This is a genomic window from Acidovorax sacchari (assembly GCF_042847045.1).
GTDB classification, from domain to species: domain Bacteria; phylum Pseudomonadota; class Gammaproteobacteria; order Burkholderiales; family Burkholderiaceae_C; genus Paracidovorax; species Paracidovorax sacchari.
Genome location: NZ_AP035783.1, coordinates 3,525,934 through 3,547,224 on the forward strand (window position 1 = coordinate 3,525,934; position 21,291 = coordinate 3,547,224).

General features: G+C 70.1%; 18 protein-coding genes. 7 read left to right on the forward strand and 11 right to left on the reverse strand.

What is annotated here, in order from left to right; translation table 11 throughout:
- Positions 1-36: 36 nt before the first annotated feature.
- On the forward strand, positions 37-531 hold the full coding sequence (locus ACGHC0_RS15740; RefSeq protein WP_013595359.1) for an Lrp/AsnC family transcriptional regulator: 495 nt from the start codon (positions 37-39) through the stop codon (positions 529-531).
- Between the two features lie 683 nt (positions 532-1,214).
- Here the strand turns inward: ACGHC0_RS15740 and ACGHC0_RS15745 are convergent.
- Both ACGHC0_RS15745 and ACGHC0_RS15750 read right to left on the reverse strand, forming a co-directional pair.
- Positions 1,215-2,399, reverse strand: coding sequence for an amidohydrolase (locus ACGHC0_RS15745; protein ID WP_368351862.1), 1,185 nt, complete (start codon positions 2,397-2,399; stop codon positions 1,215-1,217).
- On the reverse strand, positions 2,396-3,094 hold the full coding sequence (locus ACGHC0_RS15750; protein WP_368351863.1) for an HAD-IA family hydrolase: 699 nt from the start codon (positions 3,092-3,094) through the stop codon (positions 2,396-2,398). The genes ACGHC0_RS15745 and ACGHC0_RS15750 overlap by 4 nt, the downstream gene beginning before the upstream one ends.
- 297 nt (positions 3,095-3,391) lie before the next feature.
- Here ACGHC0_RS15750 and ACGHC0_RS15755 point away from each other — a divergent pair, with 297 nt between their 5' ends.
- Together ACGHC0_RS15755 and ACGHC0_RS15760 are read left to right on the forward strand one after the other, a co-directional pair.
- Positions 3,392-4,426, forward strand: coding sequence for a hypothetical protein (locus ACGHC0_RS15755; protein WP_415266085.1), 1,035 nt, complete (start codon positions 3,392-3,394; stop codon positions 4,424-4,426).
- 103 nt (positions 4,427-4,529) lie between these two features.
- Complete coding sequence (locus ACGHC0_RS15760; protein WP_415266086.1) at positions 4,530-5,447, forward strand: DMT family transporter; 918 nt, start codon at positions 4,530-4,532, stop codon at positions 5,445-5,447.
- Positions 5,448-5,449: 2 nt separating this feature from the next.
- Here the strand turns inward: ACGHC0_RS15760 and ACGHC0_RS15765 are convergent, their stop codons facing one another.
- Complete coding sequence (locus tag ACGHC0_RS15765; RefSeq protein ID WP_415266087.1) at positions 5,450-6,568, reverse strand: PA0069 family radical SAM protein; 1,119 nt, start codon at positions 6,566-6,568, stop codon at positions 5,450-5,452.
- A gap of 162 nt (positions 6,569-6,730) precedes the next feature.
- Here ACGHC0_RS15765 and ACGHC0_RS15770 point away from each other — a divergent pair, with 162 nt between their 5' ends.
- Complete coding sequence (locus ACGHC0_RS15770; RefSeq protein WP_415266088.1) at positions 6,731-7,312, forward strand: hypothetical protein; 582 nt, start codon at positions 6,731-6,733, stop codon at positions 7,310-7,312.
- A 104-nt stretch (positions 7,313-7,416) separates the two neighbouring features.
- Here the strand turns inward: ACGHC0_RS15770 and ACGHC0_RS15775 are convergent, their stop codons facing one another.
- The 8 genes from ACGHC0_RS15775 to ACGHC0_RS15810 form a co-directional block, all read right to left on the reverse strand.
- Positions 7,417-8,601, reverse strand: coding sequence for an acyltransferase family protein (locus ACGHC0_RS15775; RefSeq protein WP_368351868.1), 1,185 nt, complete (start codon positions 8,599-8,601; stop codon positions 7,417-7,419).
- A gap of 159 nt (positions 8,602-8,760) precedes the next feature.
- On the reverse strand, positions 8,761-9,717 hold the full coding sequence (locus ACGHC0_RS15780; RefSeq protein ID WP_415266089.1) for an NAD(P)H-dependent flavin oxidoreductase: 957 nt from the start codon (positions 9,715-9,717) through the stop codon (positions 8,761-8,763).
- A 66-nt stretch (positions 9,718-9,783) separates the two neighbouring features.
- Complete coding sequence (locus ACGHC0_RS15785) at positions 9,784-11,577, reverse strand: acyl-CoA dehydrogenase (RefSeq protein ID WP_415266090.1); 1,794 nt, start codon at positions 11,575-11,577, stop codon at positions 9,784-9,786.
- Between the two features lie 127 nt (positions 11,578-11,704).
- Entirely contained in the window at positions 11,705-12,637 is a 933-nt protein-coding gene (locus ACGHC0_RS15790) for an electron transfer flavoprotein subunit alpha/FixB family protein (protein WP_415266091.1), read from the reverse strand.
- A 151-nt stretch (positions 12,638-12,788) separates the two neighbouring features.
- Positions 12,789-13,538: an electron transfer flavoprotein subunit beta/FixA family protein gene (locus ACGHC0_RS15795; protein ID WP_368351872.1), complete on the reverse strand. Its 750-nt coding sequence runs from the start codon at positions 13,536-13,538 to the stop codon at positions 12,789-12,791.
- A 166-nt stretch (positions 13,539-13,704) separates the two neighbouring features.
- A complete protein-coding gene (locus tag ACGHC0_RS15800) occupies positions 13,705-15,018 on the reverse strand; it encodes a mechanosensitive ion channel family protein (RefSeq protein ID WP_415266092.1) in 1,314 nt (437 codons plus the stop codon).
- Between the two features lie 125 nt (positions 15,019-15,143).
- A complete protein-coding gene (locus tag ACGHC0_RS15805) occupies positions 15,144-15,971 on the reverse strand; it encodes an enoyl-CoA hydratase (protein ID WP_415266093.1) in 828 nt (275 codons plus the stop codon).
- 34 nt (positions 15,972-16,005) lie between these two features.
- Entirely contained in the window at positions 16,006-16,962 is a 957-nt protein-coding gene (locus ACGHC0_RS15810; RefSeq protein ID WP_368351875.1) for a histone deacetylase family protein, read from the reverse strand.
- A 42-nt stretch (positions 16,963-17,004) separates the two neighbouring features.
- Here ACGHC0_RS15810 and ACGHC0_RS15815 point away from each other — a divergent pair, with 42 nt between their 5' ends.
- The 3 genes from ACGHC0_RS15815 (at position 17,005) to ACGHC0_RS15825 (ending at position 21,278) form a co-directional block, all read left to right on the forward strand.
- Positions 17,005-17,925, forward strand: a complete 921-nt coding sequence (locus ACGHC0_RS15815) for an AAA family ATPase (protein WP_013595375.1) — start codon at positions 17,005-17,007, stop codon at positions 17,923-17,925.
- 226 nt (positions 17,926-18,151) lie between these two features.
- A complete protein-coding gene (locus tag ACGHC0_RS15820) occupies positions 18,152-19,171 on the forward strand; it encodes a DUF58 domain-containing protein (protein ID WP_415266094.1) in 1,020 nt (339 codons plus the stop codon).
- Positions 19,172-19,223: 52 nt separating this feature from the next.
- On the forward strand, positions 19,224-21,278 hold the full coding sequence (locus tag ACGHC0_RS15825) for a transglutaminaseTgpA domain-containing protein (RefSeq protein ID WP_368351877.1): 2,055 nt from the start codon (positions 19,224-19,226) through the stop codon (positions 21,276-21,278).
- Positions 21,279-21,291: the final 13 nt, after the last annotated feature.

Below are 21,291 nucleotides of genomic sequence, written 5' to 3' on the forward strand. Positions count from 1 at the left end.
ACACTTCCTGCCTGTATTCCTGCTTGCCAAGCCGCCATGAACGAAGCCTTCAAGATCGACCGACTGGACCTGCGCATCCTTGCGCAGTTGCAGAAGAACGGGCGCATGACCAACGTGGACCTCGCGGATGCGGTGGGCCTTTCGCCCAGCCCCTGCCTGATCCGCGTCAAGCGCCTGGAACAGGCAGGCTACATCGCCGGCTACGGCGCCCACCTGCGCCTGGAAAAGCTCGGCGACACCCTCACGGTGTTCACCGAAGTCACCCTCTCGGACCACCGCCGTGAAGACTTCGCGCGCTTCGAAGCCGCGCTGCGCGAAGTGGACGAAGTGCTGGAATGCCACCTTGTCAGTGGCGGCTACGACTACCTGCTGCGCTTCATCACGCGGGGCGTGAACCATTACCAGGAAGTGATCGAGGAACTGCTGCAGCGCAACATCGGCATCGCGAAGTACTTCAGCTACATCGTCATCAAGTCGCCGTTCATCAAGACGCACTGTCCTATTGAGCGGTTGTTTCCGCATCAGAGGTGATTTTTTTGAGGGCGGGGGCCGGGTCTCGCCCCGGCGGGCGAGTTACTTTCTTTCGCTTCGCCGAAAGAAAGTAACCAAAGAAAGGGCGACCCTGCTGGATGCGACCCCGTTCGCCCGCGGGGCGAACGGGGCAACCTGGGGTGCTCGGGGGTGGGGTGTGCCGTGGAACTCGCTGCGCGCACTCCGTGCGCTGCGCTCGGACAACCACGGCAAGTCAGTTCACGAAGCGGGCGTGTCCTTCGGCACGTCCGCCACCCCACCCCCTGCGCGCCCCAGGCGCATCCAGAAGGGAGTGACCCGGGCCTTCGCGTTGCTCGGCCCCCAAGAAAAACGGTGCGCGGTGCACAGCACTCGCGCACCAAGGGCCGAGCGAAGCAATGGCCCGTATGCGGCACCCCGCCCTCGTGTCTGCGCCGAGGAGCGCAGGGCGGGGGGCGGGCAGGCGTGCCGAAGGACACGCCTGCTTCGTGATCTGACTCGCCGTGGTTGTCCGAGCGCAGCGCGCCAGCGCGAAGCGAGTTCCACGGCGCCGCCCCGCGACCGAGCACCGCAGGCTGCCCCCTTCGCCCCTGCGGGGCGAAGGGGGACGCAGACACCAGGGCTCGCCTTTTCTTTGCCTACTTTCTTTTGGCGAAGCAAAAGAAAGTAGGTGCGCCGCCGGGCGCACATCCCGGCCCCCGCCCTCAACCCGCCCCCACCACCCGCCGCGCCACCTCACAAAACCACCCCACCCCCAACCCCATCACCTCATCATTGAAGTCATAGCAAGGATGGTGCAAAGGCCGCTCCCCCTCTGGCCCCGGATCCGCCCGCCCCTGCCCCAGCCAGAGATACGCCCCCGGTTTGCGCTGCAGCATGAAGGCGAAATCCTCCGACGTGAACGCCGCCCGCGGGGCCACCTCGGCATCCAGCCCGATGGCAGTCGCCGCCTCCAGCGCCAGCGCGGCCTCAGGGCCCGTGTTGATGGTGGCCGGGTAGTAGCGCAGGTAGTTCACTTCCACCGTGGTGCCGCTCGCCAGCGCGATGCCCTCGCAGGCGGCACGCAGCGCTGCCTCGATCCGGTCCTGCGCTTCGGGGTCGAAGCTGCGCACCGTGCCCGTGATGCGCACCTCGGCGGGCAGCACGTTGTGACTCTGGCCGCCCTCGATGCGCGTGACGGAAAGCACGGCCGATTCACCGGGGTCGATGCGCCGCGCCACGATGGTGTTGAGCTGGGCGACGAGCTGGCTCGCCGCCAGGATCGCGTCGGGCGTATGGTGCGGCTGCGCCGCGTGGCCGCCGCGGCCGCGCACGGCGATGTCGAAGCGGTCCGCCGCCGCCATGATGGGGCCGGGCCGCGTGCGCGCCGCGCCCAGGGGCAGGTCGGGCCAGTTGTGCAGCGCATAGACGCTGTCGCACGGAAAGCGCTCGAACAGGCCGTCCTCGATCATGCGGCGGGCGCCACCCTGCCCCTCCTCCGCGGGCTGGAAGATGAAATGCACCGTGCCGTCCAGCCCACCCGCGCGCACCAGCTGGCGCGCCGCGCCGATCAGCATGCTCGTGTGCCCGTCGTGCCCGCAGCCGTGATGGACGCCCGCATGGCGGCTCGCATGGGGCGCACGCCCCAGCTCCACCATCGGCAGTGCATCCATGTCGGCCCGCAGGCCCACGCTGCGCGGTCCCGTGCCCATCCGCAGCGTGCCCACCACGCCGGTGCCGCCGATGCCCTCGTGCACTTCCAGGCCCAGGAGCCGCAGCGACTGCGCCACGATGCCGGCCGTGCGGCGCTCTTCGTAGGCCAGTTCCGGATGGGCATGCAGGTCGCGGCGCAGCGCGACCAGGTCGGGCAGCAGGTCGGCGACGGGCCGGGCGGCGTCCTGCAGGCTCATTGGCCCGCCTCCACCGCGTCAGCCAGCTGCGCCAGCGTATGGAAGTGGTAATCCGGCACGGTGTGTTCGGACTCGATGGTGCCGCCGGAATCCTTCATGCCGTGGCGCCGCTCGATCCAGCAGCTGCGGATGCCCAGCCGCCGCGCGATGCCGATGTCGTGGTACTGGCTCTGCGCCACATGCAGGTTGTCCGCCTGACGGAAACCCCAGGCACCCTCGTAGCGGCCGCGCGCATAGGCGAAATAGCGCGCATCGGGCTTCTCGCACAGGGCATCGTCGGCGGACAGCAGCAGGTCGAACGGGGCGCCCAGCGTGCGGTCGAAATGCGCCAGCGCCCAGGCCTGCGCATTGGTCATCGTCACCAGCTTGAAATGCCGGCGCAGGCGTTGCAGCGCCTCGGGCGCATCGGGAAACGCCGGCCAGCGCGGCACGGAATCGCGAAAGCCCTGCGCGAGGGCGTCGCTGTCGGGCAGGCCCAGTTGCGGTGCGATCGCATGCCAGCAGCGCACGAGGTCATCGGGATACGCATCGGTATCGCCGCTCTTCCTGGCCGTGCGGTACGCCGCGAGGAACGCCTCGTCGGACACGGGCGAACCCGGCACGGCCTCGCGCAGGTAGGCCAGCATGCCTCCCTCGAAATCGATGAGGGTGCCGACAACGTCGAAAGTGAGCACTTTGAAATCACGCAAGGCCATGGGTGAACTCCTGGAAATTCCCGAAAAGAAACAAATGGACGAGAGGACGGGGATGGCATCGAGCTTAGGAATTTCCGCCTGTTCCGCGCGGCCGAAACCGGCTTCCCAACCGCAGCGAATTGCGTTTTCACGGCAGAGGCCGCAGATTCTTCTTGCATCCACGGTTCCCTGGAGCCACGCACCTTGCGAAAGGCAAAGCGCTTCGCCCCGCCGCACCGCACTTCGCAGGCACGAAATGATTTCCGCCAGTCCGTCGCAGTATGGGAACCCTCCAAAGCACAGCCGTGGCTCACCACCATGACCAAACTCCTTGCCTGGCTCCACAGCGGCGCGGCGTCGCGCAAACACCTTCCGTCCGGGGCCGCACCGGAAGGCCCAACGTCGGACGCGGGCCCCTCCTCGCACCGGAGCAGCAGGCAAGCCACGCCATCGGTTGGGATTTCGGCCCGCCATGCCCGGGGATCCGCATCGAGCCCGCCGCCGCGCAATGCCTTGCCGGAAATGCCCAGGGATGCGGGCCGCCCCATCGCGTCGAGCCCGCATGCCGGAGCAGGCCTCCACGATTTTCCAGACGATGCCGCACTAGACCTCAGCGAAGAAGGCATCGAGAACCTGCTGAAGGGCCTGCGGGACGACGGATGGATTTCCGCGGAAACCCACGAGATGGAAGACGCCGGCCCGCGGCCAGGGCGCTCGGACACCATGAATCCGTGGTCGAGAGGGCACACCGGCAAGCGGGAGCCGCGCCCTCCATCCCTGGCAACCATCCGGGAGCGCCCTGCGGACGAGCTGGCTCCTCCCGGAGGCATGACGCTTCGCGAAGCGCTGCGGCGGGAGAAGGTGGAAGACGCAGAGGAGCGCCGCCAGCGCCTCCGTGAAGAGAATCCCAAACCCCCGGTCCCCCACTCGGGATATGCTCGGTTGCGGCCGATGGCATCACCCACCCAGGCGCCCTCCCCGGAAGCAAGCACGCCCATGGACGGATCGGAGGCCAGCAGCCGCACAGACTGGCATTCCTTTGCATCCTCCACGGAATACGAGGACGCGCGAACCTCCCAGTCGCTCACCAGCCTCCACCCGGAAGCACCGCCGCCATCCCTGGCCAGTACGGCTTCGTACCATGACGCGATGGCATCGCTGCCGGACATCGGAAGCCTGACGGACAGGGGCACGGAGGCAGCAGACCCCGCCCCTCGCCCGGCCTCCGGTACCCGGACTGCCACGCACCCCGCGGCCGGCAACGGCGCCATGCTCGATCGCTGGCTGACGGAACCCATGCCGCCCAGGGACCATCTGCTGACGCGGCTCCACTTGCAGGAGAAGCGGGACTGACGCCTCCGCAACTCCAACCCTTCGCTCCAGCGCGAAGGATTCCTTCCCGGCATGGCGGGAGACTTTCCGGTACCGCGAACCATCGACCTCCGGAAAAACCTCCATGCGATCCAGCCCGCCCGCCCCCATCGTCCGTGAACTGGCCCTGCTGCTCGCGCTCTCCACCTGCTGGGGAGCGTCCTACACCTTCATCCGCATCGGCGTCGAAACCATTCCGCCCGTCACCCTGATCGCGGCCCGTACCCTCGTCGCAGGCGTGCTGCTGCTCGGCATCGCCCGCTGGCGCGGCCTGCACCTGCCGCGGGATGGAAGGACCTGGACGGCGTTCCTGCTGCAGGCCGTTCTCAACAGCGTCGTGCCATTCACCTTGATCGCCTGGGCCGAGCTGACCGTGAACGCGGCGCTGGCAACGGTGCTCAATGCCACCTCGCCCCTCTTCGCCGTGCTGCTCGCCATGCTCGCCCGTGGCCCTGAAGCCGCCACGGCACGCCAATGGGCAGGCGTGGCCTGCGGCATGCTGGGCACCTGCTGCATCGTCGGCATGGAGGCATGGCAAGGCGCCGGGCACGGCACCTGGGTCCAGCTCGCCATCGTGGCAGCTTCGCTCTGCTATGCGGTTGCCGCCCTCTTCGGGCAGCGATTCCGCAGCATGGACCCGGTGCTGCCCGCCGCCGGATCGCTGCTGTGCGGTGCGGCCGTGCTGCTGCCGCTGAGCCTGCTCTGCGACCGCCCATGGACCCTCGTTCCCAGCCGGTCATCCCTGCTGGCCCTGCTCGCCCTCGCGGTGTTCTCGACCGCGCTCGCCCTCGTCCTTTATTTCCGCCTGCTGCGCACCCTGGGCAGCGTGGGCACCACGGCACAGGCCTATCTGCGCGTACCCATCGGCGTGGGGATCGGCGTGGTGTTCCTCGGGGAAAGGCTGCAGCCTGCGGCGTGGATGGGCGTCGCACTCGTGGTGTCGGGCGTGGCGGCGATGGCGCTGCCGCAGCGCAACTGGAAATGGCCTCGAGGCAACGCCTGATTTCAGAACAGGCTCCCCTGCCCCCTTGCCAACCCTGGCCGGTACTGCGCCATGTCCAGCTCGATCCGTTCCCGGTTCAACCCCAGCCGCCGGCACGCGGCCATGAAACGCTGGCGCAGCAGGTCGGCCCACAGGCCCTTGCCTTTCATGCGGGAGCCGAAGCGGCTGTCGTAGCTGCGGCCGGCCGCGCGCGCTTCGGCGTCCAGGCCGTGCAGGTCCTGGATGCGCGCCATGACGCGCTCGGCGCGCTGCGGATAGTGCAGTTCCAGCCACTCGCGCATGAGTCCGTCCAGCTCCCACGGCAGGCGGATGGCGGTGTAGAAGGCCGAGGTGGCGCCGGCATCGCGCGCGGCCTCCAGCACCTGCTCCATATCCTCCGTGATGAACGGGATCTGCGGGGCCACGCTCACGCCCACCGGAATGCCCGCCTCCACCAGGGTGCGGATGGTGCGCAGCCGGCGGTGCGGGGCCGCGGCGCGCGGCTCCAGCCGACGGGCCAGCACGGGGTCGAGCGTGGTGATCGTCACGTAGGTCGCGGCCAGGCGGTCGCGCGCGAGCGGCGCGAGCAGGTCGATGTCGCGCTCCACGCCACTGGACTTGGTGATGAGCGAGAACGGGTGGCGCACGTCGCGCAGCACCTCGATGACGGCGCGCGTGAGGCCCAGGTCGCGCTCGACCGGCTGGTAGCAGTCGGTGGCCGAGCCCACGTTGAGCAGGTGCGGCACGTGGCCGGGGCGCGCAAGCTCGTCGCGCAACACCTCGGCGATGTTGTGCTTGGCGATGATGCGGGTCTCGAAATCCAGCCCGGGCGACAGGTTGAGGTAGCTGTGCGTGGGCCGTGCATAGCAATAGACGCAGCCATGCTCGCAGCCGCGGTAGGGATTGACGGAGTGATCGAAGAAGATGTCGGGAGAATCATTGGCGCAGATCGCGCTGCGCGCGGTTTCCAGGATCACCTGGGTGGCGGGCGGAGGCGGCGCGCCGTCCTCCCCCTCCTGCGCCGTGGGGCCACCCCAGCCATCGTCGAACGCCGCGCGCGCATCGCGCATGAATCGGTGCGGCGTGCGTGCCGCCGTGCCGCGGCCCTTGATGATCTGCAGCGGGACATGGACTTCGGTCATGGGCACCTCCAAATGCACCGGATAACTGTATGAATATACAGCCTTGAGATACACTGTGCGCAGCATGAGATTTCGCTCCGTGGCACAGTAGGGGAAACGTTCCGGTCTCCCCTTTGCGCACCGGTTTTTTCCGCGCTGCCCTGGCTCGCCGCCTCTCTTCCCATGAACCCGCCGTCCGCCGTATCCGCCGCTCCCGAGGCACCGGTCTCCCTGCCGGAGTCCGCTCCGCCCGCATCCGCATCGGCGGGTGCCCGCCCGGCGCCACGCGAGACCGGCTGCGCCGCCACCCGGCGCTGGCTGCGCGGCGACTGGACCCCCGAATGGTTCTGCGCCTTCCTGGCCGGCAACCGGCGCGAGCAGGGCCGCTTCCGCCAGGAACTGGCCACCATGCGCGGCTCCGTGGCGTGGTTGCTGCGGCAGCGGCGCCAGGGCCGCTGGAGCGCCGAGGAGCGGGAGCGCCTGCGCGGCCTGATGCGCTCGGCCTCGGCCGTCAGTCCCTACCTGCTGATCTGGGCGGTGCCGGGCTCGATGCTGCTGCTGCCGTTCATGGCGTGGTTCATCGACTGGCGCCGCGGCGCACGCGAACGCGCAGCGCTGGCCGTCGTGCCGATGGAAGACGGCCTGCCGGTGGTGGCGGTGCTGTCCACCGCCGCACTGCCGGCAACCACCAGCCCCTTGCCGGGCGGGCTGGACGATGGCCCGCTCATCGACGCCCCACCCCAGCCAGCGAGCCAGGCCCGCTGACCAGCTCCACCGCCTGGCACGACCGGCCACACCGGCTGGTCCGTGCCCGGATGGCGCCCGCGTCCGCTGCCGGCGGTACGGCGACTGCGTTTCCCGGGGGCTTCTCAGCCCAGGTGGCCTGCCGCCAGGGCCACCACCAGGCCGGCACCCACCAGGCCCGCCTGCCAGCGCAGTGCCACCGTCCACGACGGCACCTGCCGCTCCACCCGCTCATAGAGCAGCCATCCTGCGGCGATGGACAGCGCGAGCGCGGCCACCATGCCCAGGGCGTTGAGGGCGACGGATTCGGGCCAGGCGACGGTGACCGCGGCGTTCACCAGCAGGCACACGGGAAAGTGCACCAGGAATACCGAATAGGAAATGCGGCCGAGCCGTGCCCATCCACCACGCCAGGAGGACTGCGCCCGATGCACCGCCGGCACGCCGGCTCGCGGCAGCGCCGCGCGGCGCTCCTGCCAGCGCAACACCACCACCAGCCCGAGTGCCGTGCACCACGCCACCGCGATGCGTTCCCGGAAGTCCAGTGCCAGCGCCACCGCGCCCCAGAGGCCGATCAGCACCAGCCAGGCGGCAGCGGCTCGGCTGCCGCGCGGCGCGGCCACGGCCCAGCGCGCCATCATGCCCAGGCCATAGGCACCGAAGAAGTACACCGCCCAGGCATCGAGTGACGGATGGCGGTTGAGCTCCCAGAGCGACAGCGCCGTGGCCGCGGCCACGACGACCCGCGCCGCCGGCTGGGCGGCGCCGCGGGCCTGCGCCGGCAGTACGCGGGCGCCGCGGCGCGCGGCGGCCAGCAGCAGCGCCGACAGCACGAAGAGCTGGAAGTCGATCGCCACGTACCAGACACCCGCCGACAGCGCCTCCTCGCCCACGACATCCTGGAGCATCAGCGCGTTCGCCAGCAGTTGCGGCAGGCTCGGCTCCGCCGGCACGGAAGGGTGGTCCAGCCAGGGCCGCACCGCCGCCGCAGCCAGCACGGCGAGCACCAGGGCCACGGCATACGGCACCGCGAGGCGCACGAAGCGCCGCCCGATCTCCGGTGCAGTGCCGTTCCAGCGTGGCCCTCCGGCCGCCGCAAGGCGCCCTGCCGCAAGGTAGCCGCCCAGCACCAGGAAGACCTGCACGGCCATGCGGCCATAGTCGCTCAGCCAGGGGATGAGGCCCGGCATCAGCGGCTGGGCCACATCGGACATGGGCCCGTAGAAGGCCAGGTGGTGCGCCACGATCGTGGCACAGGCGATGCCCTTGATCGAATCGATCAGGGTGTTGCGGGACGGTGAGGACGGCATGCGGAAGGCGCGCGCACCGCGGCGCCCCCATGCAGGGCGGCGCGATGTGCGAAGAGCGGTTCTTGGTGTTGTGTGGGCCCGTGGGGGCGGTATTTTGCCCCAGCACGGCGCCCGGGGGCTGCCGCTTCCGCCCCGGTGCGCGGAAAGCGCCGCTCGCGTTCAGAGCGCCAGGCGTTCGCGGGCTGCGACGTACTCGCGGCGCAGGCGCCCGACCAGCTCGGCCGCCCCCGTCACTTCGGTGATCGCGCCGATGCCCTGTCCGCAGCCCCAGATGTCCTTCCAGGCCTTCTTCGCGTCGCCGCCGAAGTTCATCTTGCTGGGGTCCGATTCGGGCAGGTGGTCCGGATCGAGCCCCGCGGCACGGATGGAGGGCGCGAGGTAGTTGCCATGCACACCCGTGAAGAGGTTGCTGTAGACGATGTCGTCCGAGGTGCCCTCGACGATGGCCTGCTTGTAGGCCTCCTGCGCGCGCGCCTCGTGCGTGGCGATGAACGCCGAGCCGATATAGGCGAAATCGGCGCCCATGGCCTGCGCGGCCAGGATGGCGCCGCCCGAGGCGATCGAACCCGACAGCGCCAGCGGCCCCTCGAACCACTGGCGGATTTCCTGGATGAGCGCGAACGGGCTCTTGATGCCCGCATGGCCACCCGCGCCCGCCGCCACCGCGATCAGGCCGTCGGCGCCCTTCTCGATGGCCTTGTGGGCGAACTTGTTGTTGATGATGTCGTGCAACACCACGCCGCCCCAGCCATGCACGGCCCGGTTCACATCCTCGCGCGCACCCAGGCTGGTGATGACGACAGGCACCTTGTACTTGGCGCAGACCTCCATGTCGTGCTCGAGCCGGTCATTGCTCTTGTGCACGATCTGGTTGATGGCGAACGGCGCGGCGGGCGATTCCGGATGGGCGCGGTCCCAGGCCGCGAGCGCTTCGGTGATCTCGGCAAGCCATTCGTCCAGCAGTTCGGCGGGCCGGGCGTTGAGCGCCGGCATGGAGCCGACGATGCCGGCCTGGCACTGCGCGATCACCAGCTTCGGGTTGCTGATGATGAAGAGCGGCGAGCCGATGACCGGCAGCGAAAGTTTCTGGAACACGGGCGGCAGGGTGCTGCGCATGGGGAAGTCTCCGGATGTTGTCGTGGACGGCGAAGGACTGTGGCTGCTGTGGTGGCGAGGGACCGCTCAGAAGGCCTCCGGCGCGAGCGCGGTCACGCTGGCCGCGCCTTCGACGATGGCGTCGCGCTGCGCCTTCGTGCGCACCAGGATGTGTTCCGCATAGAAGCGCGCCGTGGCCACCTTGGCCTGCAGGAAGGCGGCGTCGCCCTGCCCGTCCGCGAGCAGCGACCGGGCCTTGAGCAGCGCGCGGCCCAGCTGCCAGCCGGCGACGAGGTTGCCGCCCAGCATGAGGTAGGGCACGCTGCCCGCGAAGGCGGCGTTGGGGTCGGATTTGGCGTTGGCTGCGATGAAACGGGCCGCTTCCTCGAAGGCATCGCAGGCCTCGGCGAGGCGGCGTGCCACGGCCTGCGCTTCGGGCGTGCCGGCCGTGCGCAGTTCGTCGGCCGTCCTGCGGGCCTGTGCCGCGACGCCGAGCGCCGTGGCCGCGCCGTCGCGCGCCGTCTTGCGGCCCACGAGGTCGTTGGCCTGGATGGCCGTGGTGCCTTCGTAGATGGGCAGGATGCGCGCATCGCGGTAGTGCTGCGCTGCGCCCGTTTCCTCGATGAAGCCCATGCCGCCGTGCACCTGCACGCCCAGGCTGGTCACTTCCAGGCTCATCTCGGTGCTGTAGCCCTTCACGAGCGGCACCATGAATTCGTAGAACGCCTGGTTCTCCTTGCGCACCGCCGCGTCGGGATGGTGGTGCGCTGCGTCGTAGGCCGCGGCCGCCACGCTGGCCATGGCGCGGCATCCCTCGGTGAGCGCGCGCATGGTCATGAGCATGCGGCGCACGTCGGGGTGGTGGATGATGGGCGCGCTGCCCGGCAGGCTGCCGTCCACGGGGCGGCTCTGCACGCGGTCGCGCGCGTACTGCACGGCCTGCTGGTAGGCACGCTCGGCCACCGCGATGCCCTGCAGGCCCACGGCGTAGCGCGCCGCGTTCATCATGATGAACATGTATTCCAGGCCGCGGTTCTCCTCGCCGACGAGGTAGCCCACCGCGCCGCCCGCGTCGCCGAACTGCAGCACTGCCGTCGGAGAGGCCTTGATGCCGAGCTTGTGCTCGATGGAAACGCACTGCACGTCATTGCGCGCGCCCAGGGATCCGCCTGCGTTCACCAGGAACTTCGGCACCACGAACAGGCTGATGCCCTTGACGCCCTCCGGCGCGCCCGCGACGCGGGCCAGCACCAGGTGCACGATGTTCTCCGCCATGTCGTGCTCGCCATAGGTGATGAAGATCTTCGTGCCGAAGACCTTGTAGCTGCCATCGCCCTGCGGCTCGGCGCGCGTGCGCACCAGGGCCAGGTCCGAGCCGGCCTGGGGCTCGGTCAGGTTCATGGTGCCGGTCCACTCGCCCGTCACCAGCTTTTCCAGATAGGTGGTCTTGAGTTCGTCGCTGCCGGCGGTGATCAGCGCCTCGATGGCACCGTCGGTCAGCAGCGGGCACAGCGCAAAGCTCATGTTGGCGCTGTTGAGCATCTCCGCGCAGGCCGCGCCGATGGTCTTGGGCAGGCCCTGGCCGCCGAAGTCCACCGGATGCTGCAGGCCCTGCCAGCCGCCCTCGGCGAACTGGCGGAACGCGTCCTTGAAGCCCGGCGTGGTCGTCACCTGGCCGTCCTTCCAGGACGACGGATTGCGGTCGCCCGCCACGTTGAGCGGCGCGACCACGCCTTCGTTGAAGCGCGCGCATTCCTCCAGCACCGCCTGCGCCGTGTCCAGGCCGGCCTCCTCGAAGCCCGGCAGCGCGGCAACCTGCGCGATGCCCGCGAGGTGCTCGATGGCGAACAGCATGTCCTTGACGGGGGCGGTGTAGCTCATGGGAATGTCTCCGGAATCGATGAAAACGGCCGCGGACCGGGCGGACCGGGCAAAAAAAAGGGCACCGCATGCGATGCCCTCGTGGAGGCCCTGCCGGCAGCCTGCGGCTCCGTCGGGGCCGCCAGGGTCAGAGGGACTTCACGAGTTCGGGCACGGCGGTGAACAGGTCCGCCTCCAGCCCGTAGTCGGCCACGCTGAAGATCGGTGCCTCGGCATCCTTGTTGATCGCCACGATCACCTTGGAATCCTTCATGCCCGCCAGATGCTGGATCGCCCCCGAGATGCCCGCCGCGATGTAGAGCTGCGGCGCCACGATCTTGCCCGTCTGCCCCACCTGCAGGTCGTTCGGGGCGTAGCCCGCATCCACCGCCGCCCGGCTCGCGCCGATGGCCGCGCCCAGCTTGTCCGCCAGCGGCGTCATCACCTCGTTGAACTTCTCCGCGCTGCCCAGCGCCCGGCCGCCCGAGACGATGATCTTGGCCGCCGTGAGTTCGGGACGGTCGCTCTTGGTGACCTCGCGGCCCACGAACTGGCTCTTGCCGCTGTCCGCGGCCGCATCGGCCTTCTCCACCGCGGCCGAGCCGCCCGTGGCCGCCGCGGCGTCGAAGCCCGTCGTGCGCACGGTGATCACCTTCACTGCGTCGGCGCTCTGCACCGTGGCGATCGCGTTGCCCGCGTAGATCGGGCGCTCGAACGTATCGGGGCTGTCCACCTTGGTGATGTCGCTGATCTGCGCGACGTCGAGCTTCGCCGCCACCCGCGGCGCCACGTTCTTGCCGCCGGCCGTCGCCGGGAACAGGATGTGGCTGTAGTTGCCCGCGATGGCCAGCACCTGGGCGGCCACGTTCTCGGCCAGCCCGTCCTTCAGGCTCTCGCCGTCGGCCAGGATGACCTTGGAGACGCCCGCGATCTGCGCGGCCGCCTGGGCGGCGGCATCCGCGCCCTGGCCGGCCACCAGCACGTGCACGTCACCGCCGCAGGCCGCAGCGGCCGTGACGGTGTTGAGCGTGGCGGGCTTGATCGAAGCGTTGTCGTGTTCTGCAATAACGAGAGAGGTCATTTCAGTCGTCTTTCTCTTGAATGTCAGGAATACCTGTATCGCCCGCGGCTTTCAGTTCTGGCGCGGCCGATGCGAGGGACACCGAGGAAGGGCCGCCCCGCACCGAGGGTGTCGTCCCCTCGGGGGGATGACGCGTAGCGGCTCAGGGGGGTCAAATCACCTTCGCTTCGTTCTTGAGCTTGTCCACCAGCGTGGCGACGTCCGGCACCTTCACGCCCGCGCCACGCTTCGGCGGCTCCGTCACCTTCAGCGTCTTGAGCCGCGGCTTCACATCCACGCCCAGGTCCTCGGGCTTGACGGTGTCCAGCTGCTTCTTCTTGGCCTTCATGATGTTGGGCAGCGTCACGTAGCGCGGCTCGTTCAGCCGCAGGTCGGTGGTGACGATCGCCGGCAGCGTGAGCGCCAGCGTCTCCAGGCCGCCATCGACCTCGCGCGTCACGTTCACCTTGTCGCCGCTCACTTCCACCTTGGAGGCGAACGTCGCCTGCGGCAGGTCCGCGAGGGCCGCCAGCATCTGGCCGGTCTGGTTCGAGTCGTCGTCGATCGCCTGCTTGCCCAGGATGACCAACTGCGGCTGCTCCTTGTCCACCAGGGCCTTGAGGATCTTGGCCACGGCCAGCGGCTGCAACTCTTCCGAAGTCTCCACCAGGATCGCGCGGTCCGCGCCGATCGCCATCGCCGTGCGCAGCGTCTCCTGGCATTGCGCCACGCCGCAGGACACCGCGATCACCTCCGTGGCCACGCCCTTTTCCTTCAGCCGAACGGCCTCTTCCACCGCGATCTCGTCGAACGGATTCATGCTCATCTTCACGTTCGCGATGTCCACACCCGTGTTGTCCGACTTCACGCGGACCTTCACGTTGTAGTCCACCACGCGCTTGACGGGGACCAAGACCTTCATTGCTGCGGCTCCTAAAACGGGTTGATTGATTGACGTAACGTAAACCGGTCCATTCTATGCGCCGGTCCTGGCCGGAACGGCGAGCGCCGGCCGGGAGAGCGCCCCGGCGACCGCTTCGCACAAAAAAGAACGATCGTGCTTTTTGCAGGAGTATAGCGGCGTCCGGTCACGCCGTGGGCGGTGGCGCGGACGCTTGCGCGACATGCGCCACGTGCAGGGGCCCGGCGAGCGGCGGCCCGTCGGCCTGCAGGCGCACCACCCGCTGCGGATAAGGGATGTCGATACCCTCCGCGCGCAGGCCTTCGAGGATGGCGATGTTGATCGCCGAGCGCAGATTGACCGTGCCGGCGGAAGGGTCGCTGACCCAGAAGTTGAGGCTGAATTCCAGCCCGTCGGGTGCGAAGTTCACTAGGTAGGCCACCGGCGCCGGGTCGGGCAGCACGCGCGGCTGCGCGGCCGCGGCGCCGCAGAGGATGGCCTGCACGCGCGCCACGTCGCTGTCGTAGCCCACGGTGATGTTGGTGGTGATGTTGAACTTGCGGTCGGCATCCGAGAGGTTCTCCACGCGCTGCGTGATCAGCGTTTCGTTGGGCACGATGGATTCGCGCCCGTTGCCCGCGCGGATCAGGGTGTAGCGGGTCTTGATGTCGGTGATGCGCCCCTCGAAGCCGTCCACACGCACGTTGTCGCCGATGCGCAGCGAGCGCTCCAGCAGGATCACGAAGCCACTCACGTAATTGGAGGCGAGCTTCTGCAACCCGAAGCCCAGGCCCACGCCGACGGCGCCGCCCAGCACCGAGAGCGCCGTCAGGTCCACCCCCACCGCCGACAGCGCGAACAGCAGGCCGACCAGCAGCAGCCCTGCCCGCGTGGCGTTCGCAGCCACCTTGCGCATGGAGAGGTCCGCGATCGTGCGGTCCAGCAGGCGCCGCTCCAGGGTGGACGAGAGCCACAGCGCCAGCAGCATCACCACGGTGGCCGACAGCGATCCCTCGATCAGCGTGAGCGCCGTGACCTGCGACTTGCCGAAGTGGATGGCGACGCCGGCCAGTTCGGCGCGCACCGCGGGCAGCAGGCCCACGATCCAGAGCACCGCCACGCCCCAGGCCAGCCACGAGACGATGCGCTCCACCAGCCGCATGGCCGCCGACGTCGGGAACGCATTGGCGAGGATGCGCGCGAAGAACCGTATCAGCACCAGCGAACTGAGCACCGGCACCGCCACGCGCAGCAGGAACACGGGCTGCAGCAGCACCGTCTCCACGCCCACCCGGGCGGCATAGACCAGGGCCAGTGCCAGCAGCGGGAACATGAGGCCATCGACCGTGCGGCGGCCGAACCACACCGAATCGGGCGGCTGCTGGCGGCCGAGGATGCGGCTCGCTCCGTAAGCCAGGGCAAGGCAGGCGGCCAGCACGGCCGCCTCCAGCCAGGAGCGCGATTGGCTGAAATCGCGGATCAGCGCGTGGAGAGCTTCCATGGGCGGGAATCGGAGGACATCGTTGAACAACGAATCCGGGGCGCATCGGCGAGCCCCGGCAGGACAGACCGGGAGCTTACCTTGCCGCCGCTGCGCGTAACGCCTGTGCGCCGCGGCTGGCGCCGTCAAGTCCGTGCAGGCGGTGGCAGCGGGGCGCCGGCCGCCTTCCACGCAGGCGTGCGCTTTTCGACGAACGCGCGCGCACCTTCCTGCGCGGCCTCGTCCACCATGTTCGTGGCCATGGCCTGGCCGGCGAGCTGGTAGGCCGCCTCCACGCCGAGTTCGCGCTGCTGGTAGAAAAGCGCCTTGCCCATGGCGACGGCGGCGCGGGGTTTTTCGAGGATGGAACGCACCAGCGATTCGACCTCGGCATCCAGCGCCTCGGCCGGCACCACCCGGTTGACCAGGCCCTCGGCCAGCGCGGTGCGTGCGTCGATGAAATCGCCGGTGAGCAGCATCTCCATGGCGCGCTTGGCCGGCACGTTGCGCACCAGAGGCACGCTGGGCGTGGAGCAGAAGAGGCCGTAGTGGATGCCGCTGGTGGCGAAACGCGCGCCTTCGGCCGCCACCGCGAGGTCGCACTGCGCGACCAGCTGGCAGCCCGCCGCGGTGGCGATGCCCTGCACACGCGCGATCACCGGCACCGGCAGGCGCTGGATCGACACCATCATGCGGCTGCACCGCGCGAAGAGGCGCTTGTACCAGGCGGCGTCGGGGTGCGCGGCCATGTCCTTGAGGTCATGTCCCGCGCAGAAGGCCTTGCCCTGCGCAGCCAGCACGACCACGCGGGCCTGCGCGTCCTGCGCCACGGCATCGAGCGCCTGCTGCAGCGCGGCGAGCATGCCGTCGCCGAGCGCGTTGAAGCGCGCGGGATCGGCCAGCGTGAGGGTGACGACGCCGCGGGCATCGCGCGCGGTGTGGAGCAGGTGGGCGGAAGCGGAAGATTCGGTCATGGCGGGCAATGGGGAGGTTGCGGGCCGGCCGCTGTCAGAGGTCGGCGAGCACGCGCACGTGCGCCTCGACGCTGCGCGCGAGGGCATCCATCACGTAGCCGCCCTCCAGGCAGGAGACGATGCGGCCCCTGGCGTAGCGGCGGGCGATGTCCTTGATGCGCTGCGTGATCCAGGCGTAGTCCTGCTCGGTGAGCCCGAGCTGGCCCATGTCGTCGTCGCGGTGGCCGTCGAAGCCGGCGGAGACGAAGATCATCTCGGGCTTGAAGGCCTCCAGCCGCGGGATCCAGAGCATCTCGATCAGTTCGCGGATGTCCATGCCGCGCGTGTAGGCGGCCACGGGCACGTTGAGCATGTTGGGCGCCGGATCCTTGTCGCCGCTGAACGGGTAGAACGGGTGCTGGAAGATGCCGACCATCAGCGCGCGCGGGTCGCCCGCGAGGATGTCCTCGGTGCCGTTGCCGTGGTGTACATCGAAGTCCACCACCGCGACGCGCTGCAGCTTGTGCCGCTGGAGCGCGTACCGGGCCGCGATCGCGACGTTGTTGAAGAAGCAGAAGCCCATGGCCTTGCTGCGCGTGGCGTGGTGCCCGGGCGGGCGCACGCAGCAGAAGGCGTTCTCCAGCTCGCCTGCGATGACGGCGTCGGTGGCGGCCAGGGCCGCGCCCGCGGCCCTCAGCGCGGCCGGCCAGGTGTGGGGGTTGATGGAGGTGTCGGGATCGACCTGGGCATGGGCGGGGCCGCCGGCCAGGATCTCTTCCGCGAGCCGGTCGGACAGTCCGCGCAGCGCGGCCACGTGCATGCGGTCGTGCGCCAGCTCGACGTCGGCCAGCGAGGCCTCGGGCGCCTCGAAGCGCTCCAGCGCATCGGCTACGCCGGTGGCCAGCAGCCGGTCCTCGATGGCATCCAGCCGTCCCGGGCATTCCGGGTGGCCCGGTCCCATCTCGTGCTTCCAGCATTCGCGGTGCGTGAAATAGCCTGTGCCGCCCACCATGAATCCCTTGTCTCTGGTTTTTTTCGGATAACTTCGGGTCTCATGAACACACAGCACAAGATCCGGTCGCTTCTGGATCAGCTTAACACGGTGATCGTGGGCAAGAAGCCGCAGGTCCAGGACTGCGTGGCCTGCCTGCTGGCCGGCGGACACCTGCTGATCGAGGACGTGCCGGGCGTCGGCAAGACCACCCTCGCCCATGCGCTGGCGCGCACCTTCGGGCTGCAGTTCTCGCGGGTGCAGTTCACGGCCGACCTGATGCCCAGCGACCTGACGGGTGTCTCGGTGTACGAGCGCGGCCGGGAGTCGTTCGTGTTCCATCCCGGCCCGGTGTTCGCCCAGGTGCTGCTGGCCGACGAGATCAACCGCGCCAGCCCCAAGACGCAGAGCGCGCTGCTGGAGGCCATGGAAGAGAAGCAGGTCACGGTGGAGGGCGAGACGCGCGCCCTGCCCCATCCCTTCTTCGTGATCGCCACGCAGAACCCGCACGACCAGCTCGGCACCTTCGCCCTGCCGGAGAGCCAGCTCGACCGTTTCCTCATGCGCATCTCCATCGGCTACCCCGACCGCGCGGCCGAACGCCAGCTGCTGGCCGGCGGTGACCGCCGCGACATGGTGGAGGGCATGCTGCCGCTGCTCTCGCCCGGGGAACTCGAATCGCTGCAGCAGCAGGTGCTGGCGGTGCATGCGGCCGAGCCGCTGCTCGACTACGTACAGGACCTGATCGCCGCGACGCGCTCCGGACGATGGTTCCTGCAGGGCCTCTCGCCGCGCGCGGGCATCGCGCTCATCCGCGCGGCCAAGGCCCAGGCCCTGATCGCCGGCCGCGACTACGTGGCGCCGGACGACGTGCAGGCCGTGCTGCCGCAGACCATCGCCCACCGCCTCGTGCCCGTGGGCGACGCCGGCAGGGGCGCGGCGGAGCAGGTGGTGGCGATGGTGGAAGCCGTACCGCTGAAGTGATGGGACACCCCCCTGAGCGGCTGCGCCGCTTCCCCCCGCTCTCGCCGCGCTGCGCGCGGCGGGCAGGGGGACGACGCCGGTGGCCCGGCGAAGCCGGTTCCACGGCGTCTGCTGGCTTGGCCTGCTCCGCGGCCACTCGACGGGAGAAGGCCGCGCGGCTTTCAAGCGGCGCGCACATAGCGTGTCAAACGTGTCATGGGCATAGCGCATCGTCGGAGGTACAGGCATGACATCCGCTGCGGGCGATGCCCTACCACGTACGGTATCGCCGCGAAACCCTGTCACCGCGCTCCGCGGGCGGCTGCAGCGCTGGTGGCAGGCGCGGCTGCCGCGCACGGACACCACGCTGCTCACGCAGCGCAACGTGTACATCCTGCCGACGGGCGCGGGGTGGATGCTGGCGCTCACGCTGCTGGTGCTGCTGGTGGCGTCGATCAATTTCCAGCTCAACCTGGGCTACCTGCTCACTTTCCTGCTGGCGGGCAGCGCGGTGGCGGGCATGCACGTGTGCCATGCCACGCTGCGCGGGCTGACGCTGCACCTGCTGCCGCCGGAGCCGTGCTTCCTGGGGCAGAGCGCGGTGTTCGAGATCCAGCTGTCGAGCACGCGCAAGTCGCCGCGCCACGGCATCGCGCTGGCGGTGCATGCCGGCGGTGCGCCGCACTGGGCGTGGACGGACGTGCCCGCCCAGGGCACGGCCAGCGTGCAGGTGGCCTTCCAGCCGCAGCGCAGGGGCCTGCACGATGTGCCGCTGCTCACGGCCGAGACGCGCTTCCCGCTCGGCACTTTCCGGGTGTGGACGCTCTGGCGCCCGGCCGCGCAGGTGCTGGTCTATCCGCGCCCCGAGCTGCCGCCGCCGCCCCTTCCCGCGGGCGAGCCGGCCCCGGGCGGAGCGGGCAGCGCGCCAGCACAGGGCATCGGCGAGTTCGACGGCGTGCGCGCCTACCGGCGGGGCGATCCGCTCAAGCTCGTGGTCTGGAAGAAGGCCGCGCGGTCGATCGCCACCGGCACGGACGACCTCGTGAGCCGCGACGCGCAGCAGACGCGGCGGCAGGAGCTGTGGCTCGACCTGGCGCTCACCAGCCTCACCGATCCCGAAGCCCGCATCTCCCGCCTTGCATCCTGGGTGCTGCAGGCCGAGCGGCAAGGCCTGGACTACGGCCTGCGGCTGCCGTCCGGCGAGATCGCCCAGGGCAGCGGCCCGGCCCACGAACGGCGCTGCCTGGAGGCGCTGGCGCTGTGCTGACCGCGACCTGCCCTCCCCTTCGCCCCGGCCGCCTGCCGGAAGGCTCGGCCGCATGACCGCGCTGCGCCGGACGTTCGCGAACCTGCCGCGCGAGACGCGCGACACGCTGTTCCTGCTCGCCACGGTGGGCTGGGTGGTGCTGCCGCTGGCGCCCTACCTGCCCGCGTGGACCACGGCGCTCGCAGCCGCCGTGCTGGTCTGGCGGGGCATGCTGGCGCTGCGCGGCCGCCCGCAGCCGGGCCGCTGGCAGTTGGGCGTGCTGCTGGCCGCATCGGTCGCGCTCACGGTGGTGTCGCACGGCACCATCGTCGGCCGCGACGCGGGCGTCACGCTCATCGTGATGCTGCTCGCGCTCAAGACCATGGAAGTGCACGCGCGGCGCGACGCCATGGTGCTGTTCTTCCTGGGCTTCTTCACGATGCTCAGCAACTTCTTCTTCTCGCAGTCGCTCGCCACGGCCGCCGCGATGCTGGTCGCGCTGCTGGGCCTGCTGACCGCCCTGGTCAATGCCCACATGCCGGTGGGCCGGCCACCGCTGACCGTGCCGTTGCGGCTGGCGGGGCGCATGGCACTGCTGGGGGCACCCGTCATGCTCGCGCTGTTCCTGCTGTTCCCGCGCATGGCGCCGCTCTGGGGCATGCCCAGCGAGAACCCGACGGGCCGCAGCGGGCTGTCGGGCCGCATGGAGATCGGCAACGTGGCCTCGCTCGCGCTCGACGACGGCATCGCACTGCGCGTGCGCTTCGACACGCCGGGCGGCGAGCCGCCGCCGCAGAGCGCGCTGTATTTCCGGGGGCCGGTGTTCTCGGCCTTCGATGGGCGCGAATGGTTCGCCTTCGGGCAACCGGGCGCTCCGGCGGCCGCCTGGCGCCCGCCCGCTCCCCCGGCGCTGCAGGTGGAGGGCGAGCCCCTGCGCTACGAAATCACGCTGGAAGCGCTGCGCGTGCCATGGCTGCTCACGCTCGATGCCGCGCCCGAGTCACCCGTGCTGCCGCCGGGCCTGCGCGCGTCGATGGCGCCCGAACTCTCCTGGGTCGCGAACCGCCCCATCAACGAGGTGCTGCGCTACCGCGCCGCCAGCTACCCGCGCTTCACGCACGGCCCGATGGAGGACTCTCCGCGGCTGCGTCCGTACCTGGAGCTGCCCGAAGGTTTCGATCCGCGCACGCGCGACCTCGCCCGGCAGATGCTGGCGGAGCCGGCGGTCGCCGCGGGCGGCGCTCCGGCTTTCGTGCAGGCCGCGCTGGAGCGGCTACGCACGGGCGGCTACAGCTACACGCTGGAGCCGGGCGTCTATGCCGAACACACCGCAGATGCCTTCTGGTTCGACCAGAAGGCGGGCTTTTGCGAGCACATCGCTTCCGCCTTCGCGGTGCTGCTGCGCGCGGCCGGCATCCCGGCACGGATCGTTACCGGCTACCAGGGCGGCGAGGTGAACGGCGTGGATGGCTACTGGACGGTGCGCCAGGCGGACGCCCATGCCTGGACCGAAGTCTGGCTCGCAGGCCGCGGCTGGGTGCGCGTGGACCCGACCGGGGCCGTCTCGCCGGCCCGCATCGGCAACTTCCAGCGCCTGCAGGCGCCGCGCGGCGTGTTCGGCACGGCGGTGGATACCGTCATCGGCCGCGGCATCGCCGCCCGCGCGCGCGCCGTCTGGGAGGCCGTCAACAACCGCTGGAACCAGTGGGTGCTCAACTACACGCAGAGCCAGCAGCTGGACCTGCTCAAGGCCCTGGGCATCGCGTCGCCCGATGCGCAGGACCTGGCCCGCGTGCTCGGTGCACTGGCCGCGGCCGCGGCGCTGGCCGGCGTCGGCTGGAACCTGTGGGAGCGCCGCAGGCAGGACCCCTGGCTGCGCTTGCTGGACCGGGCGCGCCGCCGGCTCGCGCGCGCCGGCCTGCCCCTGCCCGGCCACCTGCCGCCGCGCGCCATGGCGCAGCAGGCGCGCGACCGTTTCGGGAAGTCCGCCGAACCGGCTGCGGGCTGGCTGCTGCGCATGGACCAGGCACGTTACGCTCGCCACTCCGATGCCACGCTGGCGGGCCTGCGGCGGGAACTGCGCGGCCTGCGCTGGCCCTCCTCCGATACCCCTTCGGCACGCCACTGATCCCGCGCCCGGC

Coding starts and splice junctions, on each gene's coding strand:
- ACGHC0_RS15790 (WP_415266091.1), bottom strand. CDS start 12,637: ATGACCTCTCTCGTTATTGCAGAACACGACAACGCTTCGATCAAGCCC.
- ACGHC0_RS15745 (WP_368351862.1), bottom strand. CDS start 2,399: ATGAGCCTGCAGGACGCCGCCCGGCCCGTCGCCGACCTGCTGCCCGAC.
- ACGHC0_RS15740 (WP_013595359.1), top strand. CDS start 37: ATGAACGAAGCCTTCAAGATCGACCGACTGGACCTGCGCATCCTTGCG.
- ACGHC0_RS15775 (WP_368351868.1), bottom strand. CDS start 8,601: ATGCCGTCCTCACCGTCCCGCAACACCCTGATCGATTCGATCAAGGGC.
- ACGHC0_RS15825 (WP_368351877.1), top strand. CDS start 19,224: ATGACCGCGCTGCGCCGGACGTTCGCGAACCTGCCGCGCGAGACGCGC.
- ACGHC0_RS15780 (WP_415266089.1), bottom strand. CDS start 9,717: ATGCGCAGCACCCTGCCGCCCGTGTTCCAGAAACTTTCGCTGCCGGTC.
- ACGHC0_RS15800 (WP_415266092.1), bottom strand. CDS start 15,018: ATGGAAGCTCTCCACGCGCTGATCCGCGATTTCAGCCAATCGCGCTCC.
- ACGHC0_RS15805 (WP_415266093.1), bottom strand. CDS start 15,971: ATGACCGAATCTTCCGCTTCCGCCCACCTGCTCCACACCGCGCGCGAT.
- ACGHC0_RS15815 (WP_013595375.1), top strand. CDS start 17,005: ATGAACACACAGCACAAGATCCGGTCGCTTCTGGATCAGCTTAACACG.
- ACGHC0_RS15760 (WP_415266086.1), top strand. CDS start 4,530: ATGCGATCCAGCCCGCCCGCCCCCATCGTCCGTGAACTGGCCCTGCTG.
- ACGHC0_RS15755 (WP_415266085.1), top strand. CDS start 3,392: ATGACCAAACTCCTTGCCTGGCTCCACAGCGGCGCGGCGTCGCGCAAA.
- ACGHC0_RS15765 (WP_415266087.1), bottom strand. CDS start 6,568: ATGACCGAAGTCCATGTCCCGCTGCAGATCATCAAGGGCCGCGGCACG.
- ACGHC0_RS15785 (WP_415266090.1), bottom strand. CDS start 11,577: ATGAGCTACACCGCCCCCGTCAAGGACATGCTGTTCGCCATCGAGCAC.
- ACGHC0_RS15795 (WP_368351872.1), bottom strand. CDS start 13,538: ATGAAGGTCTTGGTCCCCGTCAAGCGCGTGGTGGACTACAACGTGAAG.
- ACGHC0_RS15820 (WP_415266094.1), top strand. CDS start 18,152: ATGACATCCGCTGCGGGCGATGCCCTACCACGTACGGTATCGCCGCGA.
- ACGHC0_RS15770 (WP_415266088.1), top strand. CDS start 6,731: ATGAACCCGCCGTCCGCCGTATCCGCCGCTCCCGAGGCACCGGTCTCC.
- ACGHC0_RS15810 (WP_368351875.1), bottom strand. CDS start 16,962: ATGGTGGGCGGCACAGGCTATTTCACGCACCGCGAATGCTGGAAGCAC.
- ACGHC0_RS15750 (WP_368351863.1), bottom strand. CDS start 3,094: ATGGCCTTGCGTGATTTCAAAGTGCTCACTTTCGACGTTGTCGGCACC.